The sequence below is a fragment of the Eubacterium ramulus ATCC 29099 genome (genome assembly GCF_000469345.1).
In the GTDB taxonomy this organism is placed as follows: domain Bacteria; phylum Bacillota; class Clostridia; order Lachnospirales; family Lachnospiraceae; genus Eubacterium_I; species Eubacterium_I ramulus.
The window spans coordinates 20737-42079 of sequence record NZ_KI271072.1; the positions used below are offsets into that span (position 1 = coordinate 20737).

The following is a 21343-nucleotide window of genomic DNA, read 5'->3' on the forward strand; positions in this document are numbered from 1 at the left end:
CGCTGCATCTGTATATTTCCCTTTTTTCTTTTGTTTCAACAGTTATATTTTTCTTTCAAAAAGCAAACTACAACTTGCATCATAACATACTATTTTTACTGTTGCAATACTTCCAACGCTTTCTGGATCTGATTATCATATTCTACGCTGTATCCGGCACCTTCCGGACCGGTGAATTCATACTCCAGTTCTTCGTCCGGGGTGATTCCGATTCCCTGAATACAAGTTCCGCTCGGTGTAAAGTAGCGGTTTGTTGTGATTTTGAAAGCACTTCCATCCTTCAGAGTCAGAATGGACTGAACCACACCTTTTCCATATGTGGTAGTTCCAATGATGGTTCCTGCTTTTCGATCCTGAATCGCACCTGCAAAAATCTCAGAAGCACTGGCACTATAACCGTTTACCAGAACCGCCAGCGGCAGATCCAGTGTTTTCTCATCCGTAGAAGTATAGTCTACTCGTTTTCCACTTCTGTCTTCGGTATAAACCAACAACCCTTTCGGCAAAATATCATCCAGCATATCGCAGACAGATGTCAGCATACCACCCGGATTAGAACGCAGATCCACAATCAACGCAGTCATTCCGTCTCCCTGCAGACTGTCCAGTGCTTCCTCAAACTGCTCTGCCGTGTGCTCGGTAAATTCTGTCACCTGTATGTAACCGGTATGATTCTCCAGCATCTGTGAAGAAACTGTCGGTAATACAAGATTTTTTCTCGTAATATCAAATTCCAGATTTTCAGCTTCCCCGCTCCGGGCAATTACGAGATGTACCTGGGAACCTTCCTCGCCGCGGATATGATTCACAAATTCTGTCAGATCCATGGATGCTGCCTCATAGGAATCTGCTGAAATGATCACATCGCCTTCCTGCAGTCCACTCTCCTGCGCCGGTGATCCATCGTATACATGAAGGATTGTCACTGCTTTGCTGTCATCGTCCTGCTGCAGGCTGGCACCGATGCCACAGTAAGTACCCGACACACTGGTATCAAAAAGTTCCTTCGCCTCCTCTGCTGTATAATACTGGGAATATACATCCAGATTATCAAACAGACCGGCATAAAGTCCTTCCTCCAATGTCTCCGTATCCACATCCTCATAATAATTGGACTGAATATAAGAAGCCAGCGACTCAATCTTCTGCTCCGTATCACGGTTGAGCAAATCACCGGAGCTTCCGGCAGACAAAAGTCCCAGCCCGCTTGTTGCCCAGAACATGACACCGCACACCACTGCCATAGTCACTGCACCTACGGCAAATCCTTTTCCAAATCCACTTTTTTTCTTTTTTTGCTTTTCCCTTTTTCCATCCTGTCCCGTCGGTACAGCTTCATATTCGGAACGCTGCTCCGCTGTACTTACCTGTATTTCCTGTTCATCCTGATTCATTCTGATCTTCTAACTCCTTTTTACCCTTTGAGATAATTACCCGGATCCACATACTTTCCATTTAATTGAACGCCAAAATGCAGATGCGGTCCGGTAGAAACACCGGTACTTCCTACTTTTGCAATCGTCGAACCACGACTCACACTCTGTCCCCGGGATACAAGGACTGCCGAGCAGTGCTCATAAATTGTAAACAGACCACCACCATGACTTAAGATCACATAATTCCCAAGTACACTGCTGTATCCGGTAGATGTCACCACACCATCTGCAGCTGCCACAATAGCCGCTCCCGCAGACGCTCCGATATCATATCCCTGATGATAACTTGTCGCTCCGGCTGTCGGTTTATCACGATATCCGAATCCACTGGTAATTTTATGGCTGGAGGGACACGGCCAGGTAAACACACCACCTTCATAAACGTCATTCGTATTCACATTTGAATCAGCAGAAGCATTGTTTTTCTGAACTTCCTGCTGTTTCTGTTGCTCTTCTGCCGCTTTTTTCGCTGCTGCTTCTGCCGCCAGCATCTCCTGGATCAGCTGATTTTCTGCCTCAATCTCCTGCTGATACTGCTGAGCATTCTGTTCCGCCTCAGAGATTCCCTGACGCACACCAGACAGCTGAGTCTCTTTTTCCTGCATCAGAAGATTAACTGCCTGCTGCTCCTCTTCCAACTGTGCCTGCAAGGCTTCCAGATCCGCCTTATCTTTCCGGATCGTCTCTTCCGCATTCTGGATCAATACCTGGGTCTGCTGATATTCTTCCAGTTTTGCCCGATCATACTGCATCATGGTGGACATATAATCCACCTGCTTGAGCATTTTCGCAAAACTTCCGGATTCCAGCAAAGCTTCCAGATAACCGATACCGGAGTTCTGATACATATATCGTATGCGGACTTTCATGCTTTCATACTGCTCGGATTCATCTGTTCTGGCTGCCTCCAGCTGATTTTGTGTATCCAGCAATTCTTTATTCTTTTGTCTCGTCTGTGCTTTAAGAGTATCGATATTTCCGGAAATCACGTTCAGTCTGTCATCCAGTTCCCTGACTGCCTCCTGAATATCTCCCTCCTGATCCTGTAACTGTTCAATCAACGCCTGGGCATCATTCAGGTCGTTTTCCAATTGTGTCTTCCGCTTCTGCGCCTCAGAAATACTCCCAGAAGCAGCAGAAGCGCCGGCACTTCCTGCTATCGTTGAAAGAAATACCGCCGCCATAACAACTCCTATGATTTGTCTGATGTTTCTTTTTACCATCAAATCAATCTCCTATATTCTATGTTTTTCTGCCGTCTGTCATTCTGCCTGAAACATCACAACGCTATCATATATCCACTATTCTACTTGAAAACAGCATTGCATTTTTCTGAAGTCTGACCTCTTATACATTAATATGTTTGTGAACCGTTGCTTTACTTCCGATATATCCAATACCAACACCGAGAATCAGACCTACCGGAACCAGAATCTCGAATACCGTCTGCACCGGAAGGAACGTCAGCAGATTATTCAGGAAACCAAAACGGCTTGCCACATAAGTAATAATTTTTCCGTACATAGCATACAGAATGCACAATGGAATGACCGCTCCGATCAGTCCGATCAGAATACCTTCCACAATGAATGGTGCACGCACGAAGAAATCCGTCGCTCCGATCATCTTCATAATGCCGATTTCTTCCCTGCGGACTGCAATACCGGTACGAACGGTGTTGCTGATCAGGAATACTGCCACACAAATCAGGATTACAATAATAACAGCCGATACGATACTTACCAGACGATTAAAATCGGTCAGCGTATTTGCCACCATCTCAGACTGTCTTACTTTGCTGATATGATCCTGGCCTTCCAGGTAAGATACCAGACTGCTCTGCTGGGAAATATCTTCCATGTAAATCTCATAGTTTGCTTTGTCAGACAGAGGGTTGTCAGATCCGAAGCTTGCTGCTGCCGCTTCATCTCCATCAAAATACTCAAGCTTATATTCCGCCCATGCCTCATCCGCAGACACGAAATTAAAACTGGATACTTCCGGTCTCATTGCGATTTTCTGACCGATCTCATCAATCTCATCCTGTGTCGTTCCCTCATCGAAAAATACTGTGATCGCCACACTGGATTCCACGTCTTTTACAACATGCTGAAAGTTCGCCACAATGGCATAAAACATACCAAACATAAAGATACATGCTGCCATGGTTGCAATGGAAGCAATGGAAAACATCTTATTTGTCCAGATATTCTTGATACCCTGTTTGATGGTATATCCAAATGTACTAATTTTCATCTTCATCACCGCCCATCTTTACGTCACTTACTACATGCCCCTGCTGCAAGGTAATGACACGTTTTTTCATTGCCTCTACAATTTCCATGTTATGACTTACCACAAGCACTGTCGTGCCTCGTTTGTTAATCTCATCCAGGAGCTTCATGATCTCCCACGCATTGTTCGAATCCAGGTTACCGGTAGGCTCATCTGCCAGCAGGATCTTCGGTTCATTGATCAGTGCTCTGGCAATGGCCACACGCTGCTGCTCTCCACCGGATAACTGATTCGGTTTTGATTTATATTTTGCCGCAAGTCCTACCAAAGATAACATTTTTGGCACTTTTTCCTTAATGGCACGGTTCGGTGCTGAGATAACACGCTGTGCAAATGCTACGTTTTCATAGACATTTCGATCCTTTAACAGACGGAAATCCTGGAACACACAGCCCACATTCCTTCGGAACCGTGGAATCTGACGACGCGGGATCTGTGACAGGATCTTGTCATTGATCACAATGGTCCCTGAAGTCGGCTCCAACTCCTTAAGCAGCAGTTTAATCAGCGTGGATTTGCCGGAACCACTGTCTCCCACTACAAATACAAACTCGCCTTCATCTATCTGAATATTAATATCAGACAGCGCCGGTGCGCCTTCTGTATATGACTTACTTACATCTTTTAACGTAATCATACTTATTCTTGTCCTCCTTCATTCAACTCTTCTGTATCAGCATAAAATGGGGGCACGAAAAACTGTTCTTTTGTGCCCCCAAACACTTAGCAATTAATAATCTAATGTTTCCATATATTTCATATATTTTACAACCATCAGCGCAATTTTAAATGTGATGGCGTCTTCGAATACTCGCAGATCCAGTCCGGTGCTCTTCTGAAGCTTATCCAGACGGTACACAAGTGTATTTCTGTGAATATACAGCTGACGGGATGTCTCTGAAACATTCAGGCTGTTCTCAAAAAACTTGTTGATAGTGGTCAGCGTCTCCTCATCAAAATCATCCGGTGATTTACCGCCGAAGATTTCTTTGATAAACATTTTACATAATGGCAGCGGCAGCTGATAGATCAGTCGGCCGATACCGAGTGCGGAATATGCAATGATATTGCGCTCCTCAAAGAAAATCTTGCCTACATCCAGTGCCATCCGTGCCTCCTTGTAGGAACGTGACACTTCTTTTATCTCGCCTACCACAGTGCCGTAAGCGATGTGGATATCAGAATCTCCCTTGAACAGTCCGAGAATCACTTCTGCGGTCTTGTTCAGATCTGCTCCGCTGTCAGAATCATCCACTTCTTTTACTACGATGATATTCTTCTCATCCACGGCAGTTACAAAATCTTTATTTTTTCCTTCAAAAATACTACGTACCTTTTCCAGCTCATTGCCTTCTTTATCCCGGTTCGTCTCTATAATATATACAACTCTCCGGACATCAGTTTCAATATGCAGCTTTTTGGCACGATTGTAAATATCTACCAGCAAGAGATTGTCCAGCAGAAGATTCTTGATAAAATGTCCTTATCAAAACGTTCCTTGTATGCAACCAGAAGATTCTGAATCTGAAAACTTGCGATCTTTCCGATCATATAGACATCATCGCTGTCTCCATTTGCAAGCAGCACATATTCCAGTTGATGTTCATCAAATACTTTAAAGAAATGACATCCTGATACTACCTGGCTGTCCGCCGGAGATTCTACCAATGCCATCGCCGGGCTGACATAGCGATCTGCTTCCGCAAATGTAGTCGCCAGAATTTTGCCTTCCGTATCAATGATACACAAATCTATCCTTGTAATATTTTTTAATCCATCAATTGTATTTTGCAATATCTGATTTGAAATCATAATGAAAAGCCCCCCTGCATATTTTATACAACATTCACAATAACCAATTCTATTTTTTTCATATATTTTTATTATGCAGTTCTATTTTAAGACAAAAGCCCCAAAAAAGTAAAGAGGAAATGCAATTTTTTTTATGCATTTCCCCAACTTTTAGATTTTGTTCACATTTTCTCGGAGTAAGACTGGAATCCTTCTCCCCAGACCTCCCTCGCATCACAGATAATAAGGAATGCTTTTGGGTCTGTTTTCATGACGATTTCCTTCAGCCAGACAATCTCTTTTCTTGATACCACACACAGGAGCATACATTTTTCCTGCCGGGTATACATGCCTTTTGCATGCAGACCGGTCATACCACGGTCCAGTTCCATCATAGTAGCCTGTGCAATCTCCTCGCTCTTCTCTGACAAAATATACACTGCTTTGGACATTTTGAATCCTTCTACTGTTAGATCCGACACTTTTGTCGTAATCACGATGGCTATGATCGCATAAAGTCCGCTCTTCAATCCAAACAGTGATAATCCCGCCAGCACGATCACTGCATCGATGACCTGCATGATACGCACAATCGAATACTGTTGAAATTTCATGTGGAGCAACGCCGCCAGCATATCGGTTCCGCCGGTAGTACTCCGGGTGCGCAGCACCAGACCGATACCAAATCCCATGATACCGCCACCAAAGGCACAACCGATGACCATGTCATCCCCTGCCAGATTCCATGCCGGCAGGATAGACAGCCAAAGTGACAACAGGATCATCGCAGCAAAAGACTTTCCGGCAAATGTCTTTCCTTTCTTCCAAAATGCCCACAGAAATACCGGTATATTCAGCAGCAATGACGATACTCCCAGCGGGATACCGCCCGGTACCATATGTTCTGTAACCGCTTTGATCAGAATTGCAAGACCTGAAAATCCTCCGGTAACCATATCCAACGGTTCATAAATACATTTTACCGCAAAAGCAAGCAGCAATGTTCCTGCCAGAAGCAGAAGCAAATCCTGCAGACCTTTTTTTGTTCTGTCTTTCATAACTGTAAATCCCCTCTATCCCCATTCTGTAACCATCACCGTTCAGTGGCGTCCTTGCAGAAGTGGGAGTCTTATCTCAGGCTGAGATGATCAGTTTACTTTTTCTTCTCCCTCTGCTTCATAAGATTGTATCTGGCGCTTCATTTTACGCCGCGCCAGCAGTCTCTTGCAGAGACCTGCCGTTTTTTTCTTTTTTTCTGTAAATGTATTCTCTGTGCCGACACCGAACCAAAGCCGTACATTCAGCATTTTCCTGTGCTGTGCCAGAAAAATCTCCTGCTGCGGCGTCGGAAGCATAACCAACAGCAGATGTGGTGCTACTGCATTGATTTCATTTACAATTTGTTCTGTATCCTCTTCACATTCTTCCCAGACTGCATCTCCACAGATCCTTGCCACATCGCCATAGGTATGATCCAGAAAGGAACACAGTTCATCCATCTGCGCTCTCGTATCTGTCAGCAGATAAATGCTATGACGGTCTCTGGCAATATTACGCAGTGCCTCACTGGCAAATCGGTGTTCCCTTGCTTCCTCCAGCCATTTGTGGGATGTCACTCCCAATTCCATCAAAATCTCCTTATCTGATGGAATAACCAGATCTATATCCTCCAGACACTGACGGACTTCTTCCTCTTCCCCTGCCGTCACAACCGTTTTCATAGATACTGCCTCCACTGCATGCAGACCGTCTTCCTGTATATAATGTTCTATTTTATGAAGTGCTTCCCGCAGGCTGCAAATATCAATACGCACACCTGCCAGTTCTTTTCTACTACTCATTTTGTCCCATTTCTTCCAATATTATTTCAGGAATTATTCTCCATTGAACCTTTATACAATAATTGGTCTCATACGTCAAGTAATTTCCCTCTTTATTCAAAAAATGTGGACATTCATTGCCTTTTTTCGCACTTATGCACAAAGTTATGCACAATATCAACAAGAAAGTGTGCTATCACAAACTTATCATTTCAGTTTCAGTTTGTAAACAGCACACACTTCTATTTTCTGATCTGATTATCTCAGCTTTCGCTGACCAGAATCCCGCACCAAGTCTCACCTGCGTTCGACTTGAATTTGGAAATACTACATCACTCTGCGGACTGCAAGAATTTTTTTATAAGTCGCAGTAGATACTTTGATACCATCTTTTGGATTGCTTGCGTGAACGATCTTACCGCCGCCAAGATAAATTGCCACATGACCGCTATAACAGATGATATCTCCCGGCTGTGCCTCGGAATAACTTACTCCACGACCGACTCCACGCAGTGCAGAAGAAGAATGTGGAAGGGAAATTCCATAATGTGCATATACCTGCATAACAAATCCGGAACAATCCACACCTTTTGTCAGGCTTGTACCACCCCACACATACGGATTACCAAGAAACTGTAATGCATAGGAAGTAACAGAACCACCGGAGGAACTTTCCTTCTGTTCAGATACCTGTGGTTTTTCTGCATACTGATACATATCTGCCACAGAAGCGAACTCCGTGGAAATATAACCTTCGCCATCTGCTGTCTCAACTTTTACCCATCCCGGAATCTGCTCATCCAAAACTTTCAACTGCTGATCCTGACCTACTAATGTCACAACTGCTGCCTCTGTAGATGCCTCACTGCGGACTTTTAATGTTTCTGTATTGACCTGTGCCATTCTTGTTTTTACGGAATTCAGTAAATCCTGATTTCCAACTGCCAGATACTCTGCCTTAACATAACCACTGACTGATCCGGATGTGATCTGGTACCAGCCATCCACAGCACCTGTGATTTCAGCCACTGCGTTATTTTTCATAATTCCGACTACCTCACTGTCTGTGGACGCTTCACTGCGGACATTCAGATAATTATCAATCTGAGCGACCCCCATATTCTGTACCAATGCAGCCTGCTCTGCTGCTGTCTGTGTATTTGCCTGTGCCACTGCCAGGGATACACCGGAAATCGGTGCTGCCGCCACGTTGCCCACAATGTTCAGATCTGCTGCCGGTGCAGCCTGTACTCCGGTCGCTCCGCAGGTAAAGATCAAGGTTGTTACGATTAAGGTTGCGATTGCCTTTTTATTTCTGTATTTCATCCGTTCTGTTACTCCTTCAAGTCAAACTCTTTATAAATATTACTTTTATTTTTAAATTGTTACATTTTTGTTACACCAACGAAATTCATTATAGCAACGAAACCGCAATATGTCAATGTTTCACACAAGATTTTGGGCAAAAAAAGAAACAGAATTGTAACAATTCTGTTTCTTTTGTAAAGCGGACACTCGCAATCTGCTTTCGCTGCCTGCTCTTGAACGCATTCAAATTATTTTATTGTCCGGTATGGTTGTTTTCCGGAGTCAGTGCCTGAATGAGCTGGTTCAGCCACCCCTCACCAGTATGCACATTGCACACCTCTGTCGGCATCTTATCTTCACCGGATCCTTTTTTCATAAATGTCTTTGTCTCTTTGCTGCTCTCCGGACAATATTCCCCGGCAAGCAGGCCGGAATCTTTGCAGATCACTGCCGTCTGATGCAGATCGCATTTTTCCGAAGGTTCTGTACCTTCTGCAAAATACTCTGTCTCTGTCTCCGGACATACACCGGCAATGGCAATCTTACCGGAAGTCTTGCAAACGCTGCTTACTTCCACATCTTCAGGCATCTCGAATTCCTTATATGCAAGACCTTCATGAAGCTGTTTCATAATATGATTCCACAGTATCTTGGGATAGCGGCTGGATTCCAATCTGGAGTAATCATCGTATCCCCCCCAGACCACACAGGTATAATACGGCGTATATCCTGCAAACCACGCATCTCTGGCAGCCTCAGATGTTCCTGCGGTTCCGGTCTTTCCTGCAATTGGCATTGTACCGAAATCTGCCAGTTTACCGGTTCCGTAAAGCACAACATCCTGCATGGCTGAAGTCAGTAAAAACGCCGTACTGTCATTGATAACCCGGTGTTTCTTCGGTTTCTTCTCCAGCAGCACATTACCATCCTGGTCAAGAATTTTTGTGTACATCACCGGCTCTTTGTATACTCCCTGATTCGGCATAACTTCAAATGCGGCTGCCAGCTCCAGGTTTGTCACACCTCCGACACCAAGCGGAAGTGATTCCACAATATCATCCTTCGTCAGTGTCGAAATACCGAATTTTTTTGCCATCTCATATCCTGCCTGCGGTGTAATATCCTGTACTGTCTTCACCGCCACTACATTCACAGAATCCTGTATTGCTTCCCGGATGCTGGTATAACCACGGTATTTTCCATCCGCATTATGAATTTCCTGGCCGGAACTGTATGTGATCGGCTCGTCCAGCACCGTCGTTGCCAATGTATAGGAACCGCTGTCCAGAGCCGGTGCATAAGCTGTCAGGATCTTAAATGTAGAACCCGGCTGTCTCGTCACATCTGCGGCACGGTTTAATGTCTTGCTGGCGGTTTTTTCTCCACGGCCCCCCACCAGTGCCTTCACCTGTCCGGTACTCTGATCAATAATGGTTACGGAAGCCTGAGGCTGAATCGTAAAGGTTACAGACTCGCCCACTACAACTCCTCCATCGGAAACCATTGCTTCCCGATATGCATCGATAGCAGCCTGTGCTGCAGCTTCATTTTTATAATTCAGATTATAACCCGCATTGTTTCTTTTATAATAGGAAAGAAGACTCTGTTCGCTATAATGGTTTACGGAACCATCCGGCTGTTGTACGGACAGTGCATAGGAAAAAGAGATTTTCTTTTCTATATTATAATTGTTGTCGTCATTCACCTGTGTATCACAGATTTCCTGGATCTGCGGATCCTGGGTGGAATAAATCGTCAGCCCGCCGCTGTACAGTGCCTTATAAGCCTGTGCTTCTGAATAATCCAGTTCCTTCTGCAGATCATCAATGATTTCTTCCGTCAGTGCATCTACAAAATAAGAGGTCGCATTGCTGTCGTTGCTCTGCCACTTGGTATTTGTCTCCTGGATCCGGTCATATACATTATCCTGCATGGCTGCTTCATACTGCACATCATCGATATAACCCTGATCCCGCATATTCGTCAGTACTTTCTCTCTCCGGACTGCGTTGTCCTCCGGATGGGAAATTGGATTATATTTGGACGGATTTTGCGTGATTCCTGCAATCACAGCACATTCAGAGAGATTGAGTTCTGATACATCCTTGCCAAAATAACGTCTGGAGGCCGCCTGGACACCCAGCGTATTCTGTCCCAGATTGATGGTATTCAGATAATTCTCCATGATCCAGTCTTTGGAAACCTTTTTTTCCAGCTGTAATGCCAGATATTGTTCCTGCAGTTTTCGTTTGACACGCTGAGAGGAATTCTCCGTTGTCCATCCGTCAAACACATTATTTTTCAGAAGCTGCTGCGTAATGGTACTTGCACCTTCGCTGAAATGCCCGGTAGTCACTCCTTTGATCCCTGCCCGGACAATCCCCCGCAGATCAATGCCATTGTGATCGTAAAACCGTTCATCTTCAATTGCCACAAAAGCTTTCTGAAGTTCCTCCGGAATCTCATCCAAAGTAACATAGACCCTGTTAGAACCGGTTCCCACCAGCTGTGCCGTCACATTTCCTTTTGCATCCAGCACGGTAGACATATACCCAGAAGGCGTCGCATCAATCTCATTGATATCCGGTGCTTCCGCGATTATCTGTTCCACATACTGATATCCGCGGTAACCGCCATAGCCAAGCACAAGCACAAAACATAACAATATGATCAGCAACGTCAGTGATTTTACCTTCCGCCGCATTACGGTTCCCCGGGAAGTCAGCTGCCATTTTATTTTTGCAGCATTCTTTTTACCATAATTCATAAAAAACCTCCAAATTGAGTTCCTATATTGCCTATCTTACCATTAATGCGATATACTGTCTATATTCAGAACCAGGCTCATTTATAAAAGATGTATAAAACACACATGAGACTTGTTCAAAAAAGCCCTGCGAAAAGGAGTCATTATGAGTTATAAAGTACTTTATCAGGCCGGCGAAGATGAAATTGAAGAGAAAAAATCCCGTTTCATTGCCCATACGCTTCCGGTCAATTCCGAGGACGAAGCGGTTGCCTTCTTAAATAAGATCAAAAAAGAATACTGGGATGCACGACACAACTGCTACGCATACACCATCGGACGCAACAATGAATGTACCCGCTGCAGCGATGACGGAGAACCATCCGGCACTGCCGGCCGTCCAATCCTGGACGTACTGCTCCGGGAAGAAATCCACAACTGCATCGTGGTAGTCACACGTTATTTCGGCGGTACCCTGCTCGGCACCGGGGGGCTCGTCCGTGCATATCAGGCTGCCACACAGGCCGGGCTCGCTGCCAGCTACATCATAGAAAAACAGTTTGGGAAAAAGCTGCACCTTACCACAGACTATACCGGCATCGGGAAATTGCAATATCTGATCGCCCAAAACCAGGTTTTCACGCTGGACACCCGTTATACTGACTCCGTTACCATTGATCTGATGGTTCCGGAAGAGAAATTTGCAGATTTCTGTGCACAGGTCACGGAAGCAACCAGCGGGCAGGCACAGATGGATTCTGAAGATTTGGAGGAATTCGGCATTGTGAATGGCGAAATTATTTTTTAATTGTTATTTACAGTTTTTTGCTGTATATACATTAATTATCTGAATTTTAAGTAAAAACAGCCAAAAATTCAAACGCAGTTTTTTCAAAAAAGGGGTTGCAATCTTTGGAACATTGCCCTATAATAACACTTGTCGACAGGCACTGAGGAAAACACCTCAACAAAGAGCTTCGACGATAAGTAATGGCCCATCGCCAAATGGTAAGGCAACGGACTCTGACTCCGTCATTTCAAGGTTCGAATCCTTGTGGGCCAGTTCTTTAGAAAGCACCATGCAAATGGTGCTTTTTTGTTACACAGGAAATTACGTAATCCCAGTATTTTTAAGGAGGACGATGATATGTATCAATTTAAAAGCCGTGTCAGATTCAGCGAAGTGGACAGTCAGCTTCATATGACCCTTCCCTCCATCATCAATTATTTTCAGGACTGCAGCACCTTCCACTCTGATTCCATTGGATATGGGATAGAAGTTATGATGGAACAGGGATATGCCTGGATTCTCTCTTCCTGGCAGATCATCATCAACCGTTATCCAAAGTTCGGGGAAGAAATCACAGTCAGCACTTGGGCACACGGTTGGAAAGCATTTTTCGGCTATCGTAATTTTAAACTGGAGGACACAGAAGGTAATCTTCTGGCCTATGCAAATACAAACTGGATCTATATGAATATCCGAACCGGACATCCGGAGCGGATTCCGAAAGAAATATGCGATCTTTATAAATGTGAACCTGCGCTTCCTATGGAGGAATCCTCCCGCAAGATCACACCACCGGCAAAAGGCACAGGCATTACGCCGATTCAGGTACACCGCTATGATATCGACTCCAACAACCATGTCAATAACGAACGCTATGTACCTATGGCCATGGAATGTCTGCCGGAAGGAGCACAGATTCGTCAGCTGCGGGTAGAATACCGCAATTCTGCCGTATACGGCGACACGATCTATCCGGTATACCACCAGGAAGAAGATCTATTGAAAGTGTCTCTGAACGACAGTGACGGAAAACCATATGCTATTGTTGAATTTCAGCTTGCACCGCTTTCGGATCAGGCTGATTAAAAAAAACACAAAACAAGAAAGGACGGAAACACAAATGAAATTAGGAGAAAAGCAAACACTTACCGTAGTAAAACAGGTAGACTTCGGTGTCTATCTTGCAGAACAACCGGAGGATGAAACACGTGTCCTGCTCCCGGCGAAACAGGTTCCGGAAGGAACAAAACTGCACGACAAGTTGGAAGTCTTCTTATATAAAGATTCCAAGGATCGTCTGATCGCCACCACAAACGAACCGAAACTGACGCTTGGCGGCTTCGCAGTACTAAAAGTGCTACAGGTCACCAAAATCGGTGCATTCCTGGACTGGGGACTGGAAAAAGATCTGCTGCTTCCTTTTAAAGAACAGCTCCGCAAAGTACATGAGGGGGATGAAGTATTAGTTACACTGTATATCGACAAAAGCAACCGTCTCTGTGCCACCATGGAAGGCATTTACCATCTGCTTTCTACGGACTCTCCTTACAAAAAGGGAGATACCGTAACCGGTCGTGTTTACGAATTCAGCGAGAACTTTGGTACTTTTGTTGCCGTAGACGACAAATATTCTGCCCGTATCCCGGGATTCGAAAATACAACGACATTAAAGATAGGCGATATCATTGAAGCAAATGTCACAAACCGCAAACCGGATGGAAAACTCGATCTGACTATCCGCGCCAAAGCCTATGTCCAGATGAATGCAGACGCAGAAGAAGTGTTACGGATCATCGATGAATACGGCGGAGTGCTTCCGTTTAATGACAAAGCTTCCCCGGATATTATCAAACGTGAGGCTCATATGAGTAAAAATGCTTTCAAACGTGCTGTAGGCCATCTCTACAAAGAACGCCTGATCGAATTCACGGACAGAGGCATTCGCCGGATATAATTTCAATCCTGCGGCGGTTGGATTTCCAGAATGATTACTTTCGCTCAAACGAACCAAACATTTTATAACGTGAAAAAGAACCGGATTTTCTTCCGGTTCTTTTTCTTTTTTGATGTATATACTAACTAAGGGGATTAGATAATACCGTTTTTTAAACCTCAAAGATGAGATCGCCGTAAGATGGCATCGGCCATACTTTCTTATCTACAATAATCTCAAGTTTATCGATCGGTGCTCGAAGTTCAGCCATAGCAGTTGTCACTTCATCACGATAGTAAGCAGCACGCGCAGCACCGTCACCCATGGTCAGACCTTTGTCTGTTACCTCTTCCAGTTTTGCCAGAGCAACCTTCGCATCAGATAACAGTGCGGATGACTCCTGCAGTAACTCTGTCTGTACACTTACGTCACAATCGCAGGCAGCTTTCACAGCATTGATAGACTGTGCCAAAGCAGTAATATCTTTGATTACAGCCGGAATCAATGTCTTGTTTGTGATATTGATCATGGCTCTTGCTTCGATATTGATCTCTTTTGCATAAATCTCGTACTGAATCTCTTCGCGGGACTCTAATTCAGCTTTTGTAAATACGCCGAATTTCTCAAACATAGCGATTGCTTTATCAGTAGTCAGTGCCGGAATTGCGTCTACCATAGATCTGATATTCGGTAACCCTCTGCGTTCTGCCTCTTCTACCCATGCATCTGAATATCCGTCACCATTGAAGATAATTCTCTGATGCTCAGTCAGATATTTTTTAATCAGATCATGTGCTTTTTCATTTATATCTTCTGCTTTCTCCAGCTCATCGCATGCTTCCTCAAAAGCTTCTGCAACGATTGTATTTAATACAACATTTGGTGCAGAAATGGAATCCTGGGAGCCAACCATACGGAACTCGAATTTATTTCCGGTAAATGCAAACGGTGATGTTCTGTTTCGGTCTGTTGCATCTTTTGCCAGATCCGGAAGAGAAGCCACACCTGTCTGTAATACACCCCCCTTTAAGGAATGTGTTGCAGAACCTGTGCTGATCAGCTGTGTAATCACATCATCAAGCTGCTCACCAAGGAATACGGAGATGATTGCCGGAGGTGCTTCATTTGCGCCCAGTCTGTGATCATTTCCGACATCAGCTGCGGACCAGCGGAGAAGATCTGCATGATCATCTACTGCTTTCAGGATGCAGGCCAGTACCAGAAGGAACTGAATATTTTCATGCGGTGTTTTGCCCGGCTCTAACAGATTGATACCGTCATCGGTTGTGATGGACCAGTTGTCATGTTTACCGGAACCATTGACACCGTCAAATGGTTTCTCATGAAGCAGACACTGCAGTCCATGCTCGTTTGCTTTCTTTTTCAGAACTTCCATAACCAGATGGTTGTGATCCAGTGCCAGGTTACATGTCTCATAGATTGGAGCCAGCTCATGCTGTGCCGGAGCTACCTCATTGTGCTGTGTCTTTGCCGGAACTCCCAGTTTCCACAGTTCTTCATTGACATCTTTCATAAATGCAGCAATACGTGGACGGATGCTTCCGAAGTAATGATCATCCATTTCCTGTCCTTTTGCAGGCATAGAGCCGAATAATGTACGTCCGGTATAGATCAGATCTTTTCTCTTTAAATATTTTTCTTTATCTACCAGGAAATATTCCTGCTCGGAACCTACAGATGGAGTGACTTTTCTGGAAGTTGTGTTTCCAAATAATCTTAACAGACGCAGTGCCTGTGTATCGATTGCCTGCATGGAACGAAGCAGCGGCGTCTTCTGATCCAGTGCTTCACCTTTATAAGAACAGAATGCTGTTGGGATACAAAGCGTTGCACCTGCTGCGTCATGTCTTACAAAAGCGTAAGAAGTACAATCCCATGCTGTATATCCTCTCGCCTCACAGGTTGCACGAAGTCCGCCTGACGGGAAAGAAGATGCATCCGGTTCACCTTTGATCAATTCTTTGCCGGAGAAACTCATCAGTACTTTTCCCTGCTCATTCGGAGCAGTGATAAAGGAATCATGTTTTTCAGCTGTCACGCCGGTCAGCGGCTGGAACCAGTGGGTATAGTGGGTCGCACCCTGCTCAATTGCCCATTCCTTCATCTCATGTGCAATGATATCTGCTGTTGCAAGATCCAGATCTGTTCCCTCTTTGATGGTCTCCTGCAATTTCTGATATACTTTTTTCGGAAGTCTTTCCTTCATCACAGTATCATTGAATACATATTCGCCAAAAATATCAACGACTTTGAAATATTCACTCATCTTCTTGATTCCTCTCTTTTCTCAAATTTTTACAGTCCCCTGAGTATATACTGATCTGCTTCCTTCTTCATTTTTCTATGTATCCGGAGCAATTCTGCCATATCCTAGCAAATATTTGATTAACCGATCAAGGTTATCTCTTTATAGCAGAAAAGGGTATTCCACCTTTTGTTGGAACACCCTTGTTCAGCATGTATTCATGTCTTGCAATTAACATAGTACAAATTTCTGAAAATTGCAAGAGGTCGAAAACATTTTTGTCCATTTCAACAATTCTGAGTTGTAAAAAGTTACATTTTCGTGATTTTTTACAAATTCTCAGGCTTTGTCAATAGAACCGAAAATTTCCATTTTCTCTTTTACTTTTGCTTTGATTGCTTCAAAACCAGGAGCAAGTAATTTTCTAGGATCGAATCCCTTACCTGCCAGATCTTTGCCCTCTTCGATATATTTTCTTGTAGCTTCAGCAAATACAAGCTGACACTCTGTATTTACGTTGATTTTTGCAACACCGAGAGAGATTGCTTTCTTGATCATATCATCCGGAATACCTGTACCACCGTGAAGAACTAATGGCATATCACCGGTCTTCTGCTGGATCGCATCCAGAGTCTCAAAGCTTAATCCTGCCCAGTTTTCCGGATATTTACCATGAATATTACCGATACCAGCTGCAAGCATTGTTACTCCAAGATCAGCGATAGATTTACACTCGTCCGGATCTGCACATTCGCCCATTCCGATAACGCCGTCTTCCTCACCGCCGATGGAACCAACTTCTGCCTCAAGAGATAATCCTTTCTCTTTGCATACAGCAACAAGTTCTTTTGTTTTTGCAACATTCTCTTCGATCGGATAATGAGAGCCATCAAACATTACAGAAGAAAAACCAGCTTCGATACATTTGTAGCAGGCATCATAGCTGCCGTGATCCAGATGTAATGCAACCGGAACAGTGATATTTAACTCTTCCAGCATACCATTTACCATACCAACAACCGTTTTGTAACCAGTCATGTATTTGCCGGCACCTTCGGAAACACCAAGAATAACCGGGGAATTATTCTCCTGAGCGGTTAACAGGATTGCTTTTGTCCACTCAAGGTTATTGATATTGAACTGACCAACTGCATAGTGACCTGCTTTTGCTTTTTCAAGCATTTCTTTTGCTGAAACTAACATAATGAGATCCTCCATTTGTTTTAAAAATATTGTTAATATAATAACATTATAACCGTATCTTTCCAAAAAAGAAAGTACTATTTTTCAACCATGAAACTTATTCGCCTGCAGCGATTATAAATTTCCACGTTTTTATGCTCTCCACCGAACTCTCCATCCAGTGTCCATGGTACATAATCATCGCAGTGGATACGGATGTGATCCGTCTTAAACGTATAGATATACGGCGTTTCGATATCCTTTGGCATCACCAGATTTGTCAGAATCTCGTTTAACTGAATTGGATTCTGCGGCATCTTGATCAATGTCACTTCAAATTCCCCGTCATCCAGCTTCACATTGCTGCCGGTCATATTTTTCATACCGCCTACAGAAACCGAGTTTGTGATCATGCCATAGATAAATTCGTCCCGGATCGTCTTGCCATTCACTTCGACTTCCAGATAATAGGATGGAATATCATACAACCTTTTTGCACTTTCCAGAATATATGCCACATGGCCAAAAATATTCTTCAGCTTCTGGTTTGTCATATAAGATACATCTGTAAAGAGACCGAAAGCTGCAATATATACAAAATAATCTTCATTAAACACACCCACATCACATGGAAATGCCTGTCCGTTCACAGCCACATCGGCCGCTTGCAGCATATTTTTCGGTATTTTCAGCGACTGTGCAAAGTCATTGGTACTGCCTGCCGGAATATATCCGATCGGAACGATACCGTCACACTGCATCATACCGGTTACCACCTCATCCAGCGTACCGTCTCCGCCACTGCACACAACCAGATCATATTCATCTGCTGCTTCTGCTACTTTCCGGACAGCATCTGCTTTTGCCTGTGTCGGGTAAATTGTCACTTCATATCCACTTTTAACGAAAGTATCCACAATTGCCAGCAGCTGATTTCGAATCTGACCCTTTCCGGATTTTGGATTAAAGATAAATAATAACTTTTTCTTATCCATTTTTATTTCTCCTTCCCGGCTCTCAAGCTTTCTGCTATTTCTTTCAACTTCCTTAGTCTGTGATTCACACCGGATTTTCCAACCGGCGGATCCAGATATGTTCCCAGTTCCTGCAGTGATACATCCGGATTTTCCAGCCGCACCTGCGCCATCTCCCGCAGCTGCGGCGGCAGCTGTTCAAATCCGAAATGCTCTTCTATGTATCGGATATCATCCACCTGTCTGGCTGCTGTCCGAACCATTTTGTTAATATTAGCAGAATCACAGTTTGACTGCCGGTTTGCGCTGTTTCTCATATCCTTGATGATACGGATATTCTCCAGTTCCATCAGAGATCTGTGCGCCTCCATGACATTCAGGATCTGGATGATCTCCTCACTGTCCTTCAGATACACGATATACCGCTGTTTGCGTAAAATCACCTTCGCATGCACAAAAAATCCTGCCATCAGTTCCTTTAAAATCTGTGCCGTCTGTTCATCCTCGCATACCATCTCAAAATGATAGGATTTTCCCGGATCACTCATGGATCCGGTACACAGAAACGCCCCCCGGATATAGGCACGCATACTTCCCGGCGTCTTTAAGAATCCCCGGGGATCAGCCTGGGCACTCCACATACAGATAGCCTGCAATGCCTGCTGCAGTTTCTGTCGTTCCGGCCGTTCTTCCGAATACAGCATGTCCTCCGGCCGTTCTGACAGCAGAATAAAATACTGATTGTATTTTCCGGTTCCATGCCGCCGGATCTCCAACTGTACCTGAAGATCAAATGCTCTTTTTATTAATTTGACATACGTCTTTGCCAGCACGACATTCTCTGTTTCCATGAAAACTGCCACGCTCTCTTCCTGCCTGAGGATTCTTCCGCAGAAGCGGATGATCGCCATCAGTTCTGCCCGGACCTCTTCTTCCTTTTCCGGGATCAGGCGGGCAATTTCTTCTTTCATTTCACCTGAAAAAGACATACTGTTTCCTCAACTACTTTCCACGTTTTGCATCTTTATCAATATCCCGGTGCTCCACACGCAGACCATATTTCTGATTTTTCTTCAATCTCTGATAGATTGCATTGGTCAATGTGACCGACCGGTGTTTGCCGCCGGTGCATCCGATGGCAATGACAAGCTGGTTCTTGCCCTCCCGGATATAATTCGGAATCAGAAACCGGATCATATCTTCCAGTTTATCCAGAAAGATATTTGCCTCCGGCGCTTTCAGCACAAACTGCTGAATCTCCGGATCATTTCCGGTTTTCGGCCGCAACGCTTCCAGATAATAAGGATTGGGCAGAAAACGAACATCAAATACCAGATCTGCATCTGACGGAATGCCATATTTGAATCCAAATGACAGTACCGTCACATAGATATTGTCATACTCCTGTTTTCCCAGAAAAATATTACCCAGTGCGGCATGCAGTTCCCTGGTCAGAAGCTGGCTTGTATCAATGATATAATCAGCCATCTCTTTCAGAAAAGAAATCTGTCTGCGTTCCTGCTCAATGCCTTTTTCCACGCGATCTGTTCCGGCCAGCGGATGTGCACGCCTCGTTTCTTTGTACCGTTTTACCAGCACCTGATCGGAAGCATCCATAAACAGAATTCGGATCATATGTCCATTCATCCTTAGATTTGTAATGATCTGATCCAGATATTTCAAGGATTCACCACTGCGGATATCCAGACCGAACGCAATCTTCTGATACTGAGTTTCACCGGAATCCGCAAACTCCACAAATTTTTCCAGCAGCGGAATCGGGAAATTATCGACACAAAAATATCCGATATCCTCCATGATTTTTAACGCTGTTGATTTGCCCGCTCCTGACATTCCTGTTACGATCACATATTCCATTCCGTCACTCACTCCTGCTAAAACTCGCCAATTTTCTTTACTTCCGGCTCCAGCCGGACACCAAATTTTTCATATACGATTTCAGATACTTGTTGCATCAGCTGACAGATATCAGTGGACGTTGCCTGGTCACGATTGATGATAAATCCACAATGTTTTTCCGACACCTGTGCCCCGCCTACCCGGAATCCACGCAAACCGGCATCCTGAATCAATTTTCCGGCAAAATAACCCTCCGGACGTTTGAACGTACTTCCGGCACTTGGATATTCCAATGGCTGTTTACTCACACGTTTTTCTTTCAGGTCGTCCATAATGCTCTGTATTTCATCTGCGTTGCCCGGCTGCAGCTTCAATACTGCGCTGATTACCAGATATCCTTTCTCCGGGATGATACTATGACGGTAGGACAATTCCAGTTCTTCCACAGAAAGTGTCTGCACGGTTCCATCCGGAGTCAGTACTGTCACTTTCTGCAAAATATCCTTCATCTCACCACCATAAGCACCGGCATTCATCACGACAGCTCCGCCGAGACTCCCCGGAATTCCGGAAGCGAATTCCATTCCTGTCAATTCTGCCGCAGCGGCTCTGGAAGCGATGCTGGAAAGCATCGCTCCTGCACCGGCTGTAATCACCGTTCCTTCTATTACAACGTCTGACATTTGTTTTCCAATTTCCAGGACAACACCGCGGATGCCGCCATCTCCCACCAACAGGTTACTGCCATTTCCGATGACGGTCCACGGAATCTCTTCATTGCGACATACTTCGAGAATCGGTGCAATCTGCTCTGCTTCCGGCTGCACCAGAAGGTCAGCCGGTCCACCGGTGCGAAACGTGGTATGTCTGCTCATTGGTTCCCGGACCAGTACATGCGCTGCACCACAGATGCCGCATAATGTCTCATATATCTGCTTCATA

At 44.5% G+C, this 21343-nt stretch carries 17 protein-coding genes, 1 tRNA gene and 1 pseudogene; 4 read left to right on the forward strand and 15 right to left on the reverse strand.

The genetic code is table 11. The features are described 5' to 3' along the window. Window positions 1-95: 95 nt before the first annotated feature. The 9 genes and pseudogenes from HMPREF0373_RS00100 to HMPREF0373_RS00140 form a co-directional block, all read right to left on the reverse strand. Complete coding sequence (locus HMPREF0373_RS00100; RefSeq protein ID WP_021737479.1) at window positions 96-1394, reverse strand: S41 family peptidase; 1299 nt, start codon at window positions 1392-1394, stop codon at window positions 96-98. A gap of 20 nt (window positions 1395-1414) precedes the next feature. After that, entirely contained in the window at window positions 1415-2659 is a 1245-nt protein-coding gene (locus HMPREF0373_RS00105; protein WP_021737480.1) for a murein hydrolase activator EnvC family protein, read from the reverse strand. A gap of 124 nt (window positions 2660-2783) precedes the next feature. Further along, window positions 2784-3692, reverse strand: coding sequence for a permease-like cell division protein FtsX (ftsX, locus tag HMPREF0373_RS00110; protein ID WP_022035774.1), 909 nt, complete (start codon window positions 3690-3692; stop codon window positions 2784-2786). Continuing rightward, complete coding sequence (ftsE, locus tag HMPREF0373_RS00115) at window positions 3682-4368, reverse strand: cell division ATP-binding protein FtsE (protein ID WP_021737482.1); 687 nt, start codon at window positions 4366-4368, stop codon at window positions 3682-3684. The genes ftsX and ftsE overlap by 11 nt, the downstream gene beginning before the upstream one ends. Before the next feature lie 93 nt (window positions 4369-4461). Beyond that, a pseudogene (locus tag HMPREF0373_RS00120) lies at window positions 4462-5543 on the reverse strand (PucR family transcriptional regulator). Window positions 5544-5704: 161 nt separating this feature from the next. Next, entirely contained in the window at window positions 5705-6580 is an 876-nt protein-coding gene (locus HMPREF0373_RS00125; protein ID WP_021737485.1) for a YitT family protein, read from the reverse strand. Between the two features lie 90 nt (window positions 6581-6670). After that, window positions 6671-7363, reverse strand: coding sequence for a WecB/TagA/CpsF family glycosyltransferase (locus HMPREF0373_RS00130; protein WP_021737486.1), 693 nt, complete (start codon window positions 7361-7363; stop codon window positions 6671-6673). Window positions 7364-7669: 306 nt separating this feature from the next. After that, entirely contained in the window at window positions 7670-8668 is a 999-nt protein-coding gene (locus HMPREF0373_RS00135) for a C40 family peptidase (protein ID WP_021737487.1), read from the reverse strand. Window positions 8669-8903: 235 nt separating this feature from the next. After that, a complete protein-coding gene (locus tag HMPREF0373_RS00140) occupies window positions 8904-11417 on the reverse strand; it encodes a transglycosylase domain-containing protein (protein ID WP_021737488.1) in 2514 nt (837 codons plus the stop codon). Between the two features lie 145 nt (window positions 11418-11562). Between HMPREF0373_RS00140 and HMPREF0373_RS00145 the strand changes: the two genes are divergently transcribed. The 4 genes from HMPREF0373_RS00145 to HMPREF0373_RS00160 all read left to right on the forward strand — a co-directional run bounded on the left by HMPREF0373_RS00145 (window position 11563) and on the right by HMPREF0373_RS00160 (window position 14140). Continuing rightward, window positions 11563-12204: a YigZ family protein gene (locus tag HMPREF0373_RS00145; RefSeq protein WP_021737489.1), complete on the forward strand. Its 642-nt coding sequence runs from the start codon at window positions 11563-11565 to the stop codon at window positions 12202-12204. Between the two features lie 183 nt (window positions 12205-12387). Continuing rightward, window positions 12388-12459, forward strand: a tRNA-Gln gene (locus HMPREF0373_RS00150). 84 nt (window positions 12460-12543) lie between these two features. Beyond that, a complete protein-coding gene (locus HMPREF0373_RS00155; protein WP_021737490.1) occupies window positions 12544-13272 on the forward strand; it encodes an acyl-[acyl-carrier-protein] thioesterase in 729 nt (242 codons plus the stop codon). Window positions 13273-13306: 34 nt separating this feature from the next. Further along, entirely contained in the window at window positions 13307-14140 is an 834-nt protein-coding gene (locus HMPREF0373_RS00160; RefSeq protein ID WP_021737491.1) for a CvfB family protein, read from the forward strand. 151 nt (window positions 14141-14291) lie between these two features. Here the strand turns inward: HMPREF0373_RS00160 and HMPREF0373_RS00165 are convergent, their stop codons facing one another. The 6 genes from HMPREF0373_RS00165 to murB all read right to left on the reverse strand — a co-directional run bounded on the left by HMPREF0373_RS00165 (window position 14292) and on the right by murB (window position 21342). After that, complete coding sequence (locus tag HMPREF0373_RS00165; RefSeq protein ID WP_021737492.1) at window positions 14292-16406, reverse strand: glutamine synthetase III family protein; 2115 nt, start codon at window positions 16404-16406, stop codon at window positions 14292-14294. Between the two features lie 318 nt (window positions 16407-16724). Continuing rightward, window positions 16725-17588, reverse strand: a complete 864-nt coding sequence (fba, locus tag HMPREF0373_RS00170) for a class II fructose-1,6-bisphosphate aldolase (RefSeq protein WP_044962428.1) — start codon at window positions 17586-17588, stop codon at window positions 16725-16727. 77 nt (window positions 17589-17665) lie between these two features. Beyond that, window positions 17666-18562: a diacylglycerol/lipid kinase family protein gene (locus HMPREF0373_RS00175; protein ID WP_021737495.1), complete on the reverse strand. Its 897-nt coding sequence runs from the start codon at window positions 18560-18562 to the stop codon at window positions 17666-17668. A 2-nt stretch (window positions 18563-18564) separates the two neighbouring features. After that, window positions 18565-19530, reverse strand: a complete 966-nt coding sequence (gene whiA, locus HMPREF0373_RS00180; protein ID WP_021737496.1) for a DNA-binding protein WhiA — start codon at window positions 19528-19530, stop codon at window positions 18565-18567. Between the two features lie 13 nt (window positions 19531-19543). Then, window positions 19544-20419, reverse strand: a complete 876-nt coding sequence (gene rapZ / locus HMPREF0373_RS00185) for an RNase adapter RapZ (protein ID WP_021737497.1) — start codon at window positions 20417-20419, stop codon at window positions 19544-19546. A 17-nt stretch (window positions 20420-20436) separates the two neighbouring features. After that, window positions 20437-21342, reverse strand: coding sequence for a UDP-N-acetylmuramate dehydrogenase (murB, locus tag HMPREF0373_RS00190; RefSeq protein ID WP_044962464.1), 906 nt, complete (start codon window positions 21340-21342; stop codon window positions 20437-20439). Between the last annotated feature and the right edge of the window lies 1 nt (window position 21343).

What these genes read in the sequence shown, in the direction of transcription:
- HMPREF0373_RS00100 (WP_021737479.1), bottom strand. Translation starts at nt 1,394, where the DNA reads ATGAATCAGGATGAACAGGAAATACAGGTAAGTACAGCGGAGCAGCGT.
- HMPREF0373_RS00105 (WP_021737480.1), bottom strand. Translation starts at nt 2,659, where the DNA reads ATGGTAAAAAGAAACATCAGACAAATCATAGGAGTTGTTATGGCGGCG.
- ftsX (WP_022035774.1), bottom strand. Translation starts at nt 3,692, where the DNA reads ATGAAAATTAGTACATTTGGATATACCATCAAACAGGGTATCAAGAAT.
- ftsE (WP_021737482.1), bottom strand. Translation starts at nt 4,368, where the DNA reads ATGATTACGTTAAAAGATGTAAGTAAGTCATATACAGAAGGCGCACCG.
- HMPREF0373_RS00125 (WP_021737485.1), bottom strand. Translation starts at nt 6,580, where the DNA reads ATGAAAGACAGAACAAAAAAAGGTCTGCAGGATTTGCTTCTGCTTCTG.
- HMPREF0373_RS00130 (WP_021737486.1), bottom strand. Translation starts at nt 7,363, where the DNA reads ATGAGTAGTAGAAAAGAACTGGCAGGTGTGCGTATTGATATTTGCAGC.
- HMPREF0373_RS00135 (WP_021737487.1), bottom strand. Translation starts at nt 8,668, where the DNA reads ATGAAATACAGAAATAAAAAGGCAATCGCAACCTTAATCGTAACAACC.
- HMPREF0373_RS00140 (WP_021737488.1), bottom strand. Translation starts at nt 11,417, where the DNA reads ATGAATTATGGTAAAAAGAATGCTGCAAAAATAAAATGGCAGCTGACT.
- HMPREF0373_RS00145 (WP_021737489.1), top strand. Translation starts at nt 11,563, where the DNA reads ATGAGTTATAAAGTACTTTATCAGGCCGGCGAAGATGAAATTGAAGAG.
- HMPREF0373_RS00155 (WP_021737490.1), top strand. Translation starts at nt 12,544, where the DNA reads ATGTATCAATTTAAAAGCCGTGTCAGATTCAGCGAAGTGGACAGTCAG.
- HMPREF0373_RS00160 (WP_021737491.1), top strand. Translation starts at nt 13,307, where the DNA reads ATGAAATTAGGAGAAAAGCAAACACTTACCGTAGTAAAACAGGTAGAC.
- HMPREF0373_RS00165 (WP_021737492.1), bottom strand. Translation starts at nt 16,406, where the DNA reads ATGAGTGAATATTTCAAAGTCGTTGATATTTTTGGCGAATATGTATTC.
- fba (WP_044962428.1), bottom strand. Translation starts at nt 17,588, where the DNA reads ATGTTAGTTTCAGCAAAAGAAATGCTTGAAAAAGCAAAAGCAGGTCAC.
- HMPREF0373_RS00175 (WP_021737495.1), bottom strand. Translation starts at nt 18,562, where the DNA reads ATGGATAAGAAAAAGTTATTATTTATCTTTAATCCAAAATCCGGAAAG.
- whiA (WP_021737496.1), bottom strand. Translation starts at nt 19,530, where the DNA reads ATGTCTTTTTCAGGTGAAATGAAAGAAGAAATTGCCCGCCTGATCCCG.
- rapZ (WP_021737497.1), bottom strand. Translation starts at nt 20,419, where the DNA reads ATGGAATATGTGATCGTAACAGGAATGTCAGGAGCGGGCAAATCAACA.
- murB (WP_044962464.1), bottom strand. Translation starts at nt 21,342, where the DNA reads ATGAAGCAGATATATGAGACATTATGCGGCATCTGTGGTGCAGCGCAT.